This window comes from Paenibacillus phyllosphaerae (genome assembly GCF_014192105.1).
Taxonomy (GTDB): Bacteria; Bacillota; Bacilli; order Paenibacillales; family Paenibacillaceae; genus Paenibacillus_Z; species Paenibacillus_Z phyllosphaerae.
The window spans coordinates 1-16,882 of sequence record NZ_JACHXK010000032.1; the positions used below are offsets into that span (position 1 = coordinate 1).

13 protein-coding genes are annotated in these 16,882 nt (G+C 52.0%); 10 read left to right on the forward strand and 3 right to left on the reverse strand.

Translation table 11 applies throughout. The features are described 5' to 3' along the window. Nucleotides 1–69 precede the first annotated feature (69 nt). Genes FHS18_RS32035 through FHS18_RS32045 form a run of 3 tightly spaced genes read right to left on the reverse strand, consistent with a single transcriptional unit; the run spans nucleotide 70 to nucleotide 3,406 of the window. Nucleotides 70–771, reverse strand: coding sequence for a Ger(x)C family spore germination protein (locus FHS18_RS32035; protein WP_183604477.1), 702 nt, complete (start codon nucleotides 769–771; stop codon nucleotides 70–72). Next, nucleotides 768–1,871, reverse strand: a complete 1,104-nt coding sequence (locus FHS18_RS32040; protein WP_183604478.1) for an endospore germination permease — start codon at nucleotides 1,869–1,871, stop codon at nucleotides 768–770. The genes FHS18_RS32035 and FHS18_RS32040 overlap by 4 nt, the downstream gene beginning before the upstream one ends. After that, entirely contained in the window at nucleotides 1,868–3,406 is a 1,539-nt protein-coding gene (locus FHS18_RS32045) for a spore germination protein (protein ID WP_183604479.1), read from the reverse strand. The genes FHS18_RS32040 and FHS18_RS32045 overlap by 4 nt, the downstream gene beginning before the upstream one ends. A gap of 199 nt (nucleotides 3,407–3,605) precedes the next feature. Between FHS18_RS32045 and FHS18_RS32050 the strand changes: the two genes are divergently transcribed. From FHS18_RS32050 to FHS18_RS32095, 10 genes are all read left to right on the forward strand, one after another. Then, a complete protein-coding gene (locus tag FHS18_RS32050) occupies nucleotides 3,606–4,496 on the forward strand; it encodes a carbohydrate ABC transporter permease (protein WP_183604480.1) in 891 nt (296 codons plus the stop codon). Between the two features lie 11 nt (nucleotides 4,497–4,507). Then, nucleotides 4,508–5,344 (forward strand): carbohydrate ABC transporter permease, encoded by an 837-nt coding sequence (locus FHS18_RS32055; protein ID WP_183604481.1) that lies wholly within the window; start codon nucleotides 4,508–4,510, stop codon nucleotides 5,342–5,344. Nucleotides 5,345–5,378: 34 nt separating this feature from the next. Beyond that, nucleotides 5,379–7,142, forward strand: coding sequence for a sensor histidine kinase (locus tag FHS18_RS32060; protein ID WP_183604482.1), 1,764 nt, complete (start codon nucleotides 5,379–5,381; stop codon nucleotides 7,140–7,142). Then, nucleotides 7,139–8,752, forward strand: coding sequence for a helix-turn-helix domain-containing protein (locus FHS18_RS32065; RefSeq protein WP_183604483.1), 1,614 nt, complete (start codon nucleotides 7,139–7,141; stop codon nucleotides 8,750–8,752). Before FHS18_RS32060 ends, FHS18_RS32065 begins: the two co-directional genes overlap by 4 nt. Nucleotides 8,753–8,915: 163 nt before the next feature. Then, nucleotides 8,916–10,325, forward strand: a complete 1,410-nt coding sequence (locus FHS18_RS32070; RefSeq protein WP_183604484.1) for an ABC transporter substrate-binding protein — start codon at nucleotides 8,916–8,918, stop codon at nucleotides 10,323–10,325. 91 nt (nucleotides 10,326–10,416) lie between these two features. Further along, nucleotides 10,417–12,297: an alginate lyase family protein gene (locus tag FHS18_RS32075; RefSeq protein ID WP_183604485.1), complete on the forward strand. Its 1,881-nt coding sequence runs from the start codon at nucleotides 10,417–10,419 to the stop codon at nucleotides 12,295–12,297. Nucleotides 12,298–12,310: 13 nt separating this feature from the next. Further along, nucleotides 12,311–14,707 carry a hypothetical protein gene (locus FHS18_RS32080; protein WP_183604486.1) on the forward strand — a complete coding sequence of 799 codons (2,397 nt, stop codon included), beginning with the start codon at nucleotides 12,311–12,313 and terminating at the stop codon, nucleotides 14,705–14,707. Between the two features lie 40 nt (nucleotides 14,708–14,747). Further along, nucleotides 14,748–15,065, forward strand: coding sequence for a cupin domain-containing protein (locus tag FHS18_RS32085; protein WP_183604487.1), 318 nt, complete (start codon nucleotides 14,748–14,750; stop codon nucleotides 15,063–15,065). A 225-nt stretch (nucleotides 15,066–15,290) separates the two neighbouring features. Further along, nucleotides 15,291–16,067 carry a DeoR/GlpR family DNA-binding transcription regulator gene (locus FHS18_RS32090; RefSeq protein WP_183604488.1) on the forward strand — a complete coding sequence of 259 codons (777 nt, stop codon included), beginning with the start codon at nucleotides 15,291–15,293 and terminating at the stop codon, nucleotides 16,065–16,067. Then, nucleotides 16,060–16,869: a Cof-type HAD-IIB family hydrolase gene (locus FHS18_RS32095; protein WP_183604489.1), complete on the forward strand. Its 810-nt coding sequence runs from the start codon at nucleotides 16,060–16,062 to the stop codon at nucleotides 16,867–16,869. The genes FHS18_RS32090 and FHS18_RS32095 overlap by 8 nt, the downstream gene beginning before the upstream one ends. Nucleotides 16,870–16,882 lie beyond the last annotated feature (13 nt).

Below are 16,882 nucleotides of genomic sequence, written 5' to 3' on the forward strand. Positions count from 1 at the left end.
ACAAAACGGCGTCGCTTCCGACGTGATCCACAAAAGTACCTTCAAGAAGCCGAAACTAAGCATTGTATGTTAATTGGTCAGTCGTAGTTTTTTTTGAAGCATACGAAGCAGCATGGTTTCATTCATGGTCAAAGAAGCGGTATAACGCCCTTCATGATTAAGCAGTGCCGTTCGGGACAGCTGCAGCTCGGAATCCAGGTTAATTTGCGGAAGAGCAGGCGTCTGTCCCTTGTCCAAAATTGTCCGTTGAAGCTCTTGAAGCGTTGTCTCGACGCCCAAGGAACTTGAATTTACGGACTCTTGAAGGCTAATCAGCTGTAGCGGCAAAATCGGTTTGTCTTTGGGCTGGTACTTAAATAAATCGCGAAGCTGACCATCAAAAACCATAACGCGAGAGGTGAGAGGATTGCGCCCATCACGGAAGAAGACATCCAAATATCGAAACCACTCTTGTTTATTTTCCACCAGATGCTTACTGAGGACGATAACCTGAAGTTTACGTGGTTGGAAAACGCCGATTGCCCTTATTGCGGCTTTATTTCGGCCCGCACGAGGCGAGGGTGCATGGATGATAGTCTCTTGGGTTTTCTTCTTCGCATTTTTGTTGAAGGCCGGGATTGAACTATAAATGATTAAATCTCCATTCTCATCGAGGTCAAACCCGAGCACGAGCGTAAAAGCAGCTTCCTCCATATCCAGACGGTCGTAGCATCCCGAAAGCGTCAACAGTAAGGCGATTGCTATCGGCAGATTCAGGAAGCGTAGTTTCATAGTTGGTTCCTTTCCGTTTTCACTCGTCCATAAATCCATAACAATGCGATCAGACAACTGGGGGCTGCATATTCGATTGCAATCCCGGATTCGCCAAGCCATATACTAATTTTCTCAAGCTCATCATAAGTGGGGATATAGAATATGGAGCTTGTCCCGATCATGAAGAGGATCAGACGCAATGGTATTCGATGATCGGCTCTTCCCATAACCCAAGATAGACAGAACACCGTGAAATAAAGCGGCGGTATCCACGATAGGGAAAAGATAAAAGCGTAAAACGCGATGAACAAGCCCTCTACCTGTTCGATGAATGACAATTCGATCGATTTCAAGACATAGATCGCCGGTTGGTGGATGATTGTGGCTTCGTCAGGGCTTAAGAACATCGTGCAAATTAGCGTAATCGACAAATAAGATAAGATCGACAGACTGTTTGCGATCAGCAACGCGATAGGCGCTTTCTTCTGATGCTTAATAAAAGGATAAAGAATGATCGAAGAAACGAACCCGAGATAATAAAATAGGGTTCCCGGCACGGCTGATAAAACCGGCTGCCAGCCCCCTTTAAGTATCGGCAAAAGGTAGAGTACATGCAGATGCTTGACGGTATACATATAGACAAGCGGGATCCACAGCGAAATAAACACCGCGAATTCCGCATATCGTCCCACAATCCGGAGTCCATTGCGTACAATCGTATAGGTAGGCAGCAACAGCATGAGCATGATCAGGAATGCCGGCGTTTCCATCAGCATCCGTCCCTTGATTAATCGAACCGTATAGATCAACCCATCATAGGCGTACAGCAGAAAATACAAAGCAAACAGGATGGCGGCCGCTCGGCCGGCCCATGTGCCGAATTTTTGCTTCAATAAATCGAATAGCGTGCCATGAGGGCTTTTTTTCATGAGCTGAATGGTAATGAAACTGGCCGCCATGGTGATCAATCCGCTGATCAGGATCGTGATCCAGCCATCCGTTCCGACTTTAGTGGCCATCATGCCGGGGATTTCGATGAACCCGAAACTAACGGACATGCCATTGATCAGCATGATATATTGCATAAGCGTAATATCATTAAGTGCGTATGGTTTCACGATCCATCACCTTCTGGTTTATTATCGCCCTGCCTGACCGATTGCGTGGCGTGCACGCTAAGCGGACGTTTGGTCATTTTCCACAGCGGCGCCCGGATCAGCGTGTCTTTCCAGTCTGCGAATCGCATCGGAGCAAATGGACTTCCAAAGGGAGTGCCAAGCGATTCGAGCGCGATCAAGTGTCCTGTTAATGTCATTAAGCCGATGACGATGCCGAAAATGCCAAAGAACGAAGCCGCAATCATCATGAGGAAACGGATCAGGCGAACGCCTGCGACCAAATCGTAATTAGGCAAAATAAACGAAGCAATCGCGGTAAAGGCGACGACAATGACCATGATGTTGCTGATTAATCCCGCTTGAACGATCGCTTGGCCGATTACGATGCCTCCGACGATGCCGACCGTTTGTCCGACCGGAGCCGGCAGCCGAACCCCCGCTTCCCTCATCATCTCTAGCGTCAACTCCATGAAGATCGCTTCAATAAACGGCGAGAACGGCACGCTGCCTCGATTTTCGCCGATCGTAAGCAGCAGCTTTACCGGAATCAACTCAAAGTTATACGAGATAACGGCAATATAGAAAGCCGGCAAACAAATGGCCACAAAGAAGGCGAAGAAGCGAAGAAGGCGTATGAATGTCGCGATCGACCATCTTGTGCTGTAATCATCCACGCTTTGAAAAAAAGAAGTGAATGTGGTCGGACCGACGATAACGCTTGGCGAGCGGTCAACTAAGACCACCAATCGTCCTTGGGCTAATTGGGAAGCAGCCGTATCCGGCCGTTCGGTCAGCATCAACTGAGGAAAAGGCGAGTAGGGGTTATCCTCAATCAACTCAGAGAGCTCACCGGTATTAATGATCACGTCTACATCGATGCGACTGATACGATCTTGCAGCTCTTGCCTGATCTCAGGGTGGGCGACATCCTCCAGATAGAGCATGCTGACTCGGGTATCACCGCGCCTGCCGACTTGGAAGTTCCGGATCTTGAGCTCTTGATGAGGGAGATAGCGCCGGATAAGGGCTATATTCTGATCGACCGACTCGATAAAACCTTGATGCGCGCCTTTAAGCGAGGTCTCCAGCTGCGGATCCTCGATGGCTCGCTGGGGCCATCCCTGCGTGCCCATTGTCAACACTTCAGCGCTTCCATCCACGAATAACGCGCTGTTCCCCTTCAGGATGTTGCTCGTAATCGAAGCCCATTCATTTTGTACGGTCATACGTCCAACCGTCATCACGGCATGGTTGAATGGACCGCTGGCGTTCAGCAGAGGTTTGATCACATTATTATTGATCGAGTTCTTGTCGGTCAGGCCTTCGATATAGACGAGGGCAGCTTGTCCTCCCGTATCCCCAATGGGAATCATCCGAATATTCATATCCGGCGTTTCCGTAAATAAACGGCGCAGCACTTGAAGATTTTCTTCCAAGTCATAAGAAACAGGCTCGTAAGCCGCGACGGATGAGGCCGATCGGTTATTTGCTGCATGCGAAAAAGGTTTTCGGCGGAGCCATGACCGTACGTTCATCTCTTTCACCTCACCACGAAATTATTTCCAATTGACGGATTTCGTATGCGAAGGTGTTGCAGGCGAGATTCCCTTCTGCCGGGAAGAGGGAGGTCAGAACGATACAGTCGTTTCGTCCCCCCAGCTTCCCGTTTTGCCCTATCTCTTATCGCAAGCGTCATTTAATACAATGAAGCTATAAGAGGGAGGAGATGAAAGCATGCATAAAAATCGAATCGGAGCTTATTTGTTCAGTTTTCCCAGCTTCTTTCTGACAATCGCTCTTGGCATATATCCGGTGCTCTGGGCCCTTCGTTATATGTTCTATGATTATCAGGGGTATGGGACGCCGCGATTCATCGGGATCGGGAATTTCGAGCGGGTTGCTCGGGACGCCGAATTTTGGCAGTCGGTCGCGAACACCTTCGTATATGCGGGCGGAAAGTTAATCATCACGCTTCCTCTATCGCTAATCTTGGCCGTTATATTAAACCGCAAGCTCCGCGGTCGCCACATTTTTCGAGCGGTCTTTTTCCTGCCGACGATATTCAGCGCTTCGGTCATGTCTATCGTGTTCTATATCGTATTCAACTCGTACAACGGCATTATCAATCAATATCTGCTGAAGCTGGGAATCGTAACCGAGCCCGTGGACTGGCTTGGCGCAGGCTTCGCGATGCTGACGACGATCATTATCGCGGTATGGGGAGCCGTGGGGAACTATATGCTGCTCTTTATTGCCGGACTTCAGAATATTCCGGAGGATGTGTACGAGGCGGCCTCCATCGATGGCGTCAATCCTGCTCAGCGGCTGTGGTACATTACCATTCCGATGTTGGGGCCCGTGCTCCAGATGATCATTATGCTGGCGATCACAACCTCCTTGAAGGGTTACGAGAGCATCATGGTATTAACGGAAGGCGGCCCGTTCGGCAAGACGGAAGTCATGTATCTATACCTCTATAAGTTGTTCTTCCCGCTCACGACTACAGGCTCCTCCGTACAAAATATCGGTTACGGCAGCGCAGTCGGTTTCACGACGGCCATAATCGTCGGATTGGTGACGTGGATGTACTTCTGGTTGTCCAAAAAACTGAACAACGTCTATTAGGGGGGAAGACAATGATCATTCGCAAAATGCTGCTCCGCTCGCCGGTATGGGCGCTTCTGCTCATCACGGCTGGATTTATGCTATTCCCGATCGTAACCGCTATACTCGGCTCCTTCAAGACGAACTTGGAGCTCACGACAGGCGCGACGCTTCTCCCTGCCGATTGGCAATTCAAGAACTATGTGCAAGCCTGGAACCAAGCCGATTTCTCCGGCTTTACCTTTAATAGCATCTATGTAGCCGTCTTTGCTACGGCGGGCACGTTGCTCGTAGCGGCCATGGCAGCTTATGCGGTCGATCGCGTCGCTTTTAAGGGGAAGAAATTGTACATTTTCATCCAATCCTTTACGCTATTTATCTCGATTGGCGCGGTCGTTCTGCGGCCTCAATTCAATCTTATGGTAGCGATAGGTTTACAGAAATCGCTTTGGGGTGTCATAATCATTATCATCAGCGCGCATGCGACGGCGTTCTTCATGGTGATCGGCTTTTTCCGAGGCATACCGAAGGATCTGGACGAAGCCGCGTTGATCGATGGATGTAATTTCTATTCCACGTTCTGGCGAATCATTCTGCCGCTCCTGAAACCCGCATTGGCAGTCGTGGCGCTGTTTACGTTCCGGAATGCATGGAATGAATACATTCTGCCCCTGGTGTTCTCGCTATCGAGGCCCGATCTTCAGACGCTGCCCGTCGGATTGGCGAACTTGAGATACGGGGCAGGGGCAGCCGTCGAGAACCAACTGATGCTGGCCGGCGCTTGTATTTCGATCCTGCCTTTGCTGATCGTGTATGTATTCGCGAATCGCTCATTCATGCAAGTAACGGTAGGCTCCGTCAAAGGGTAAGCGCTTAATCCCATAGATTGAGGCGATGAATAACATGAAACGCATACTGAGAAAGATGTCGCTCAAAAGACGGCTGTGGGTTTCATTCGTATTCTTGACCGTCGTTTGTATATCTGTCACGGGAACCTATGTTTCCGTGTTTTTTTCTAATCAAATGAAAGCGCAAGCAGCCAAAACAAGCCAAGATACGCTTAACAAAACGGCGCAGGTATTCGACGAGCGCCTGCGCAATATCGTGGTGTCGATCTCCACCTTGATGATGGGCGAATCGTTCCAAGAAACGATGCGCGATGTGCAGGCGAATAATAAGCAAGACTATTTTAAGAGACTGTCGCAGCTGCAAACGCCTTTTGCCCAAATGATGATGACCGAACAATCGATCGATTCCGTATTGATCCATACGCCGATCGGGGATTTCTACCCGACGGAAAATAGGAGAAGCACAACTTCCTTCGAGGAGACTTACATCAATGAGATGATCGTAAACGCTCAAACAAGGTGGAGCACGCTGTGGATACGGGGGCATGAGGAGGAACTGTTCCGCAGAGGCAATCCGGTCATTTCCTTGGTGATCAAACCATTGTTCGAGCGAACGCTGCCGAACGTGTACGTTGTCGTCAATATTCAAGAAGAACGCTTATTAGAGCTCATTCATGCCCATCTGCAGGAGGGGAGCCTAAGGCAGCTCATCATGGACCGCAGCAGCATGCCGGTGTTCTCCTCTGTCCCCGTTAGTACGGACAATAGCAAGTCGTTGCAAGAAGCGATCGGCGACAGCTCCACGGGACACTTCGAATATGTTGCGGACAGCGGCCTCCCGTTCTTGGTCAATTACGCGGCGCTGGATATGAACGCGGATTGGATGCTCGTGGGGTACCAATCCAAGTCCGACTTGCTTGCTCCTGTCCGGCACATGCGCTGGACAATCGTAACGATCATGGGCGTCTGCGTCGTGCTTGCGCTCATCATGTCCAGCATGCTGTCGGAGCTCTTGTTAAAGCCGTTGTTCAAGCTGAGAAACTTGATGTTGAAGGTAGAGACCAACCATCTGGATGTCAAATTCGAGAGCGTGTTCGAAGATGAAATCAGCCAGGTCGGCTACAAATTCAACCGGATGCTCGAACAGATTAAGGAATTGATCGAAGAGGTCAGATCGACCGAGCAGGAGAAACGCAAATCGGAAATCAAGGCGCTGCAAGCGCAGATTGACCCCCATTTTCTCTATAACACCTTAAATACGATCTATTGGAAGAGCGAGATGCAAGAGCAACAAGCCGTCAGCGGGATGATCGTGTCGCTGTCGCAGCTGTTCCGGCTCGGCTTGAATAATGGCCATGAAATTACGACGCTGCGCCAAGAGCTCGAGCATGTATCGCAATATTTGAGTTTGCAGTCGATGTGCTATCCGGATTTGTTCTACTACGAAATCGCCGAAGTCGATGAAAAGCTATTAGATGTTCCCATTCTTAAGATCCTGCTGCAGCCCCTCGTCGAAAATTCGATCTTGCATGGCTTTCAGGAGCTGCCTCACCAGGGACGGATCCGAATCGAAACTTCGGCCCAAGACGGCATGTTAACGATAAGCGTGAACGATAACGGCGTCGGCATGGATGTTCATCAAGTCCAGCAGATGTTGAGCCGGCGGGGCAAAGAATGTTCAAGCTATGCGCTCTCCAATGTTCGCGCCAGACTCGCGCTCTATTACGGCAGCAAAGCTTCCTTCATCCTGGAAAGCGAATCCTGCGTGCGAACGTCTGTCAGATTGGTCATTCCTATTCGTGAGGTGATAGAAGAATGAACGAAATTACGTTGTGCATGATGGACGATGTGCCAGCGGTCATCGACGGCCTGCTTAAGTTGATCCCTTGGGAACAACACGGAATCCGAATCGTGGGCACGGCTACCAACGGCCACGAAGGACTGAAGCTCATTCGAGACAAGAAGCCGGACATCGTGCTTACCGATATCCGAATGCCGATGAGCAGCGGAATCGATATGATCCGAGAGTTGAAGGAGACGTGCGAGGTTTTTCCGAAGGTGATTTTCTTCAGCGGCTACTCCGATTTTGCCTATGCCCAGGAATCCGTCAGGCTTGGCGCCTTCGATTATTTGCTTAAGCCGTTCACCAAGCAGCAAATCGTCGACGTCGTCTTACGTGCCAAAGCGGAAATCGAATCCCAACGAATCGAACAGTCGGACCGGATGATGCTCGAGCGCAAATTAAGGGAGAGTCTGCCTTATTTACGCCAGGAGTACTTCCGTTTGTTGATTCGGCACGATGAGCTGCCTGAGCTGGCGAGCCAAAAATGGGATCTGCTCGGTATCGATATGGGAACCCGCGGATTTATCGTCATGTCCGTTCAGATCGACGAATTGATGAACCTGCGCACAACGCTGCCTCTGCGGGAATTGGAGCTGAGCAGCTTCGCCGTCCAGAACATCATGGAGGAGACTTTGAACAAGCAGACGAAAGGGATCGTGCTCCGAGAGCAGCTGGGACAGTTCGTTATCGTGCTGAACCTGGACGAGGATGCGGACGTGCTCGCTATGGCGGAAAGCTGCAAATATAACGTCAAGCATTATTCGAAGCGGGAGATATCGATTGGCGTGGGCAGTTGGGTCGAAGGGATTGCGAAACTCGGGCTATCGTATGAACAGGCCAAGACGGCGCTTAGCTACCAGTTCTACTCGGGGGCCAGCTGCATTATTTCCTACCGGGATATTGATCGGCAAGGCCATATGACGCCGCATTATTCCCCGGACAAGGAGACGGAACTGTTGTACTGCCTGCGCTCCGGGAACAGGGAGGGGACGGAACGATTGCTGGAGAGCATCTCGGAGGAATGCCTGCGATACCCGGCGCCGCCTGATCCCGATGTCATGACGAACCTCTTCTATGGGCTAGCCTTCTCCATGTACCGCGTGATTGCCGAGAAAGCCGAGCCGAAGCAGCGAATGTGGCTGGACGAACGATTGCGCGCCATGAAGAAAGGGAACTATTCGTCGACTTCCGAGCTTGTGCGGGATGTGAAGGATCTTGGGATCACGGGCTGCGAATGGCTGCAGAAGCGGCAGAAGAATGACGTAGGCAGGCTTATTCATCAAGCCTTGCGATATGTGAGCGAGCGTCTGGGCAGCGACCTTACGGTGCAGGAATGCGCCGGCGTCGTCCATTTGAGCCCGAGTTATTTCTCCAACTTGTTCAAGAAGGAAGTCGGAATGACCTTCATGCAGCACGTCACGTCTGCCCGAATGGAGAAGGCAAAGGAGCTGCTGCTGGAAGGGATGCAGGTACAGGATATTACATTCGAGCTCGGATATCGGGACAGGCCGTACTTCAGCGAACTGTTCAAGAAACATACGGGCATGACGCCGTCCGAATTCCGCATGAAGTACGAGCGCGTCTAGCCGCAAGCCGATTAAAGCGGAATCAAAGTGATTTTCTCCTCTTAGAATCGTGATTTTGCCCTTCATGGCCACAGACATATCGATGCTACACTTAGGTCAGTAAGGCAAATGGCAAGGCTTGAGCCGAAGGGACACGACTTGCCTAACAAAAGGGGGACTGTGAATGAAAAAACGATTCGTTACGAAAAGCACGGTTTCAGTCAGTTCACTGCTTGTCATGGCCATGCTTGCGGCCTGCTCGACGAACAACGGTACGAATACGGAGCAGACGCAATCGGCAGCGCAGCCGGAGAGTACGGCCGAGAAAACCAAAATCTCCTATTGGTCCATCGACCGGCATGATATGGATTACATGCAGCAGCAGGTGGATTCCTTTAACGCAACGAACACGGACAACATCGAAGTCGAGATGAAAGTCATGGCGGATAACTACAATCAGGCGGTTGAGGTTGCGTTCGCAAGCAAACAGGCGCCCGATATATTCCGAAGCGGGGATTTTCAGACTTTCGTGAGCAAAGGCTATTACGCCCAGCTGGACTCGCTGCTCAGCCAGGAGTTTCTGGCCAAGTTTGACGGCTTGCTGGTCGAAGATATTTATTCGAAGGACGGCCATGTCTATACGTTGCCGAACAGCGGCCAGTTCTGGCGCTTAATCTATAATGCGGATCTGATGGAGAAGGCCGGCTACGCCGAGCCGCCTAAGACGCTCGATGAGATGGTGGACGCGGCCAACAAAATAACGGAGCAAGGTAAATCTGCAGGCGTCTATGGGTTCGCGAGCAATTTCAAGAACGGCTCGGGCTTTACGCGTCCTGCCTTTGCATCGGGTTCATTGAGCTCGGCGACGAGCCATGAGGGATACAACTACCAGACCGGCGAATTCGACTTTGGCATGTATCGCGATATCGCATCCGCAATGCGCCAAATCAAGGAAGACGGCAGCATGATTCCCGGCGCCGAGTCGCTGGACATCGACCCGCTTCGCGCGCAATTCGCGCAAGGGAAAATCGGCATGTACGTGAACCACTCCAGCGAGCCGGCTGTCTACGCCTCCCAGTTCCCGACCGACATTCGTTGGGCCTCGGCGCTCGTGCCGACGAAGGACGGTCAGATGAATGGCGTAACCTGGGTGAATGCCGGCGGTTATCTTGGCATCAGCGCCCAGTCGGACAAACAGGAGGCAGCTGCCAAATTCCTCGAGTTCTTGTACGGCACGGAGCTTCGTGCGGAGTATCAGGAGAAAGGGCTGGGGCTGTCCGTCCTTCCTTACGTGAGCGAAGTGGCAGGCAAGCCTGAGCTGGCCGGGATCGATGGATTCCTCCCGACCAAGTACGATGGGATGTATCCCGTGACGCCGCTATCGATTACGGATACGAAGCTGGAAGGCAAGAAGTTCACCGATGTCTTCATTGAGTATATTCTAACGGGCAAACCGGATCTGGAAGAGGCGATCTCGGATTTGAATGCCAGGTATGCAAAAGCGCTCGCGGCCGCTCGTGCCGAGGGGCTGACGAATATTGAGGCGAATCCGTCATTCAATGCCGCAAGCCTCCAGGGGACGCTCGGCGAATAGGCGATAGGAGACGAAAAGGCTGCCCGCGTGCAGCCTTTTCCTATAAGGAATAGGAACCGCTGTTGCGACAAAAGGAAAGGCGGAGGAACCGATGGACCATCTATTCTTCAAGGCAGAGGACAGAAGCGAGTGGGGAACAAGCTACCGTCGGCTGTTCCCGCAGAAAACGGAAGAAGCGATTGCGGAGGCGGATCGCTGGTGCCAAGGCAGCAGCTTTCTCTGGAAAGGCCGCGAGATCGACATGGGCGACCCGATCGATTGGCTGCATAACCCGACGGGAGATAAGGAATTTACGTGGGGGATAAACCGATTCAAGCATCTGCGCGCGCTAGGTATCGCATATGCTTGCACCGGCGAAGAGAAATATGCGGCGAAAGCGCTGGAGCATATCCTCGGATGGATCGAAACTCAGCCGTATCCAAGGGAATTGCCCGCACAGGAGATCGTGTATTTCCAACGGCCGGGTCCTTGGCGGTTGCTCGAGACGGGACTTCGGCTTCGGCAGTGGGTCTATGCGTACCACTTCTTCCATGGATCGGACAGTTGGAACGAAGCGGAAGAGCGCCGATTTTTCGCATCGGTGAAGGAACATGCCTGGTTTCTGTCGACTTATCCCGCCAGCATAGAGATCAATCATTCCATCATGCATATGATCGGCTTGCTCAGCGCATCGCTAACGTTCGGATCTTGGGACGAAAGCGCAGCGTGGCGTGCATTTGCGATTGAGCGCCTTGAATCGTGTATCCGGGTCCAGGTGCTTCAAGACGGGGTACATACAGAGCTGACGCCGCACTATCACATGGTTTCGCTTGAACTGTTCATCGATTGCGCCGATATGCTCCGCAAGCGGGGGCTAACGTTCTCGGAGGAGTATGAACGCATACTTGCGGGTATGGTGCGATTCTCGCGCTGCATGACCAGGCAGGATGGGAGCATGGCGCCATTCGCGGACTCGTACGCCAGTCATCCGCCGGATGTGAATGCGGCTGCGCTGTACTATGGCCGTCCTGATTGGATTCTCCATGAGCAGATTCATGAGCAGTTCTGGACGGTTGGCCCCGAACGGCTGACGACATTGATCGAAGGTGCTGAGCATAACCAAGATATGCCGATTGCTAACGATGAAGGTCTGCCCTTTGCATTCCCGGAAGCGGGCTACTATGGGCTTGGCGACGCTCAGCACAAGCTGATCTTCGATGCAGCGGCGCTAGGCGGACCGCATGGACACGCAGACGCGCTTTCCTTCGAATTATGCGCTTACGGCGAAGCGTTGTTCGTCGATCCGGGCACGTATACCTATGTGGAGAATCCATGGCGCCGCTATTTCAAGAGCACGTCAGCGCATAACACGGTTCTGGTGGACGGTCAGGACCAAACCCCATACTTACGTACGCAGCGTTGGGGTACGCCAGAGGCGCAAGTTACCTTAACGAACTGGGAGCCAGAGAGACAGCTCATCTGCGCGGAACATAACGGCTATGAAGCGCGCGGCGTAACGCACTGCCGAGCCGTATGGTTTCTGCCGAGCGGGGAATGGGTCATCTATGACCGCTTGACCAGTACGGGAGCGCATACCTACCAGCATCGGCTGCATAGCAGGTTGTTGGAATGGAAGATCGAGAAGCTCGCTGAGCAACAGCATGCCGCATTCTACGCGAAAGGCGCCGGACTGCTTACTGGCCAACAGCCATTAGGCTGCGAAATGCTCGTGTTCGGACCGAAGACGATGGAGCTTGACGTGGAAGACAGCTGGGAATCGGTCCATCCGATGACGATGGCAGCCTTAAAGGTTGTACAAGGACTATTGACTACAGCGGAAGACGGTTGGTTCATCACCGTGCTCAAGCCTTTCGTTGGGGAGGGCGAGTTGCGGCCGGCAGAATGGCAAGTTCACGCCGAGCACGGACAGCCCGTCTTGAGCTGGATTCGGGGACGGGAAGCCGCTTATTTTCATCTGCCTGCCCAACAATGACGGAGGTGAGGACATGACATTCACGAACGGTTTTATCCATCATTATTACATTGCAGGACCGGTATTTACCGATTTCATCGCGGATAAAACAGACAAGAACCAGATCCGTTATGAGCAATACCTCAGATCCATCGTAGCTGACCGAGATCAGCCCGCTCCCGCTGGCAAGATCATCATCGGTGAGCTAAGCGAGCTTGGTCTTCCCTGGGAATATTACTATCCGAGCAGCGGCTTTGTTAATGTCAGCCAGTTCTCGTATACGCCGCAGAAGGTGGAGTTACTGGCAGCGACCTGTCTCGTTGCCCAAGAGGACATCGAGGTTCAAGCCATCGTCTGGACCTATACCGCACTGGATGTGTGGCTCGATGGCGAGAAGATCTGCTCGGTCCATGAACCCGTCTATAAACCGATCAAGAAACAGCCGATCACGTTGAATCTGACCAAAGGCCAGAACACGTTATTGATCCGCATGCAGAATTTGGCGGTCAGAGATACGCGGAATATATTCGGCATTCAACTCTTGGAGCACCTGGAGAAAATCGAGTCCGCGCATCCGGATGCCGGAAACGCCCAGCCGTTCCTTGATTTGGAGAACTGGTTAGCCGGTATCGAGTTGAAGGGGAATAAGCTCTACCTTCCGCAACATGCGCCATGCCGGGTTTATTTGAGCTACGATGACGATACTGCGGGCAGCGCTGGCATCGAGATCAGCAGTGAGAACATCGTGGATATCAATGAGCGTGCAACCCTAGCGGTTATTCATGGGGAAATCCAACATCGAACCATGAGCCGCAAAATCGAGTTGTTGGCGCATAAAAAGCCGACGTACCGCAAGCTGCCTTCCTTGGAAGCGACTCAAAGGGACATGTTCGATGAGTTGGCCGAATTGGGTACGGATTCGCCGTTTCGTCCTCTGCGCTTCGGCTTGTTCTACGTGCTGGCACGCTGGAATTCGGGAAATCGGTCCGAGCATGATGAAGCGCATATCATCCGGGCGATCGAGCAAATTGAACGAAGAGAAGACTGCTCTGACTTTCATCTGGCCGGTTTACTCCGTCTGATGCGGTTCCATTCCTTGCCCGAGGATATATCCGCAAGGGCACGACAAGCCATTCTGAATTACCGGTATTGGATGACGGAGAAGGGCTCTGACGGCATGTGCTTCTGGAGCGAGAACCATGCGCTGATGTTCTATATCTGCGCCTATATGGCCGGCGAGATGTACCCGGAGAAGCATTTTCCAAGATCGGATCGAACGGGCCTGGAAGTCAATCGAGTCGCCCGGCATAGGATACGGCAATGGCTTGCGGACGTAGAGGAATACGGTTTCGAGGAGTTCCTGAGCGCGGATTACATGTGCGTCACGCTTGGCGCCTTGCTTAATGTCGTTGATTTTGCGGAGGAAGAATCGTCACGCGCGTCGGGCTTAATCGATCTCATGCTGAAATCGTTTGCCTGCCACGCCTTCCGCGGGTCCATCGTTGCGCCGCAGGCGAGGATCTACCGTTCCGTCATTCTTCCCTTCACGCAATCCGCGCAGGCGCTCATTCATCTTCTGAATAACGATACGCCCGTCGGGAACAGCGAATGGATCGTCTTCTTAATGAAGAGCCGTTATCAGCTGCCTTATCATTATGCCAGCCTGATGGAAGAACCGATGAAGATGGAGTATCCAACCGGCAACGCCTATGTGAAACTTACCAAACACAGGCACTATATGTTGACCTCGGTGCAGTCGCCTCGATACGACGAGAGACCGTCGTTCTGGGAGAACAATAGCTTTGTGGAGTCCGTTGATATCGAATCCAATGATTATATCAAATCCTTTAACGAACGCTTTCACGGCACGTCCCGGTTTGAGCCCGGCGTGTATGGCTACCAGCAGCATATGTGGTATGCGGCGCTCGATAACGATACGGTCGTATTCACGAATCATCCCGGTGAGATGTCGGATGACGGAGGGATGCGCCCCGGTTATTGGTACGGGAACGGCGTTATGCCAGCCATCAAGCAGCAGGATAATCGGCTTGGCGTGATCTACGAGATCGGGGAAGAGCATCCGATCGCATTCACGCATTTGTTTTTCCCATCGGCCAAATTTCATGCCGTTGCGCATGTCGGGAATTGGTTGTTCGGTCAGAAGGACGGCGGCTATGTGGCGATTTGGTGCAGCGATGCCTTGCTCCCTCATCACGATCGCTTGATCGATTGCGAGTACCGGGCGTACGGGAGACGAATGGCCTATCTTTGCGAGTGCGCTTCAAGGGAGGAGTTTGCGACCCTCGATCCGTTCATCGCCTATTGTCAGCAGCTTCAACCGGCATTCGATTCCTATCAACTTCGGTTGTATACAGCCGATGGATATTCGTTAACCGCGAAGAAGTGCGATAACATCACGCAATATATTTAGTACGGGAATGACTAACTCTTAGACGAAGGTGGTTATGGCAATGGGTCGAATCAACGAGTGGGAGAACGCCGAGCCGGGCGTCAAGCGGAAAGTGTTCGCGCCGGGTCAGCATCTGATGATGATGGAAGTCCATTTTGAGGAAGGGGCGGAAGGCTACTTGCATCGCCATGTCCATGAGCAGTTATCTTATTGTCTGGAAGGGAAGCTGGAGTTCCGCATTAACGGAGAGATAACGCTCCTTGCGGCCGGCGAAACCATCTTGATCCCGAGCAATGCCGAACATGGATGCCGGGCACTGACGAAGAGCAGGCTATTGGATACCTTCACTCCGCTGAGAGAGGATTTGCTTAAAGAGTAGATCCTATCACGAATACAAATACGTTCAATCAAATCCGCTATTAACGCGGATTTTTTTTATTTGGTGCGCAAGTTACGAACTGCACAATTGCGCGCAAATATATGTCTTTACAAATAATACGCATCGTTATTGTTGCGTAATTGACGATATAAATATAAAATGACTTATATAATGTTGCATATCGACTTATAAAGACGCATAAGTCAGAAGAGGTGATCGTCAGTTATGTTCCAAGAAGAACGCATCCATATGATTATGGAACAAATCAACAAGAACAAGCGGATCGATATCAAGGACATCTGCCAACAGTTCGACGTTTCCCGCGATACGGCACGCCGGGACCTGTTAAGGATGGAAGAACTCGGGCTCGTCCTGCGCACGCATGGGGGAGCGGTCCTGCCGCAGAAGTCGAAGGAAATATTCGAATACAAGGAACGGTTGGTCAAGGAATCCAGCGTGAAGCGGGATATCGGGCAACTGGCCGCCTCACTCGTGAACAATGGCGATTTCATCATGATGGACGCGTCGACCACCGTGCAGTTCGCTGCCGAACATCTTACCGCGGAACAGGTCGTTACGGTCACGAATTCGATCGATATTGCGGACGCGTTGTCGCGGAAGAAAGGGGTACGAACCTACCTCTTGGGCGGAGAGCTGAACGTGCATCATCGTTTCCTCTTCGGGCAGGCTGCGATCGACAGTTTGGCCAATTATCAGGTGGACAAATTATTCCTGGGCGCGTGCGGGATTACGTCCAATGGCTTGTCTTATCCGGATGTGGAGGACGGCGTGGTGAAGCGCGAAATGATCAAGAAGGCGAAACAAGTCATCGTACTGGCGGACCATACGAAATTCGGCGACCAGATGTTCTACCAAATCGCAGGGCTGGACGCCATCGATCTGCTCATTACCGACCAGCAGCCAGATCGCCAATTCATGGAGAAACTTGCCGAGCATCATGTGGAATTGCTCGTCGTATCGGAGGAGGAGCTCGATGATTAAACTGATTGTTAGTGACTTGGACGGTACGCTCCTGGATCATGAGAAGCGTATTAACGAACGGGATCTCCGTGCCGTTGCCAAAGCGTATGAGCATGGGTTCGACCTCTGTATTGCGTCTGGACGGATGAAATCAGAGATTCAGATTCTATTGCAGCCCTTTGCGAATCGCTATTATGCGGTCGGCCAGAATGGGGCCACCGTTCATCTGAGAGACCAGCGAATGCTGGCATCGGCGGAGTTCTCTCCGGAGCTGTCGACGCAGCTGATCCAAGTGACGGGACGCGACGAGTTCATCCAATTCATTCATAGTAACGATGATTCGTACTACGTACGCGAGTGGAGTGAAGCTGTCGTGCCGTACGAAGCACGGATTATGACCGCGATCTCCACCCATGCCGACCTGGAGGGAGCCATCGCTTCGGACCATATGCGGTGCAGCAAGCTATCTTACTTCGGAGAGCTGGATAAGCTGGTCGAACTGCAAGCAAAGTTCGAGAACGGTTTCGCCGGCCAGATCGAAACCTTCATCAGCGATAAAGATTGTCTGGATGTGATGCCATGCAGCGTCTCCAAGGGAGACGCGTTAAAGCTGCTCATTCGGGAGCTCGGGATCGCGCCGGATGAGATCGCATGCATCGGCGATTCGTTCAACGATCTATCGATGTTTGCCTTAACGCCGCACAGCTTCGCGATGAGCGAGAGCCGTGAGGAGATCCGCAGCCGGGCGAGCGCGGTCGTGCATTCCGTTGCCGAAGCCATCGACCGGATCATTGCCTACAACTATACGTCCAGTACGAAATAGGGCAGGGAGATGA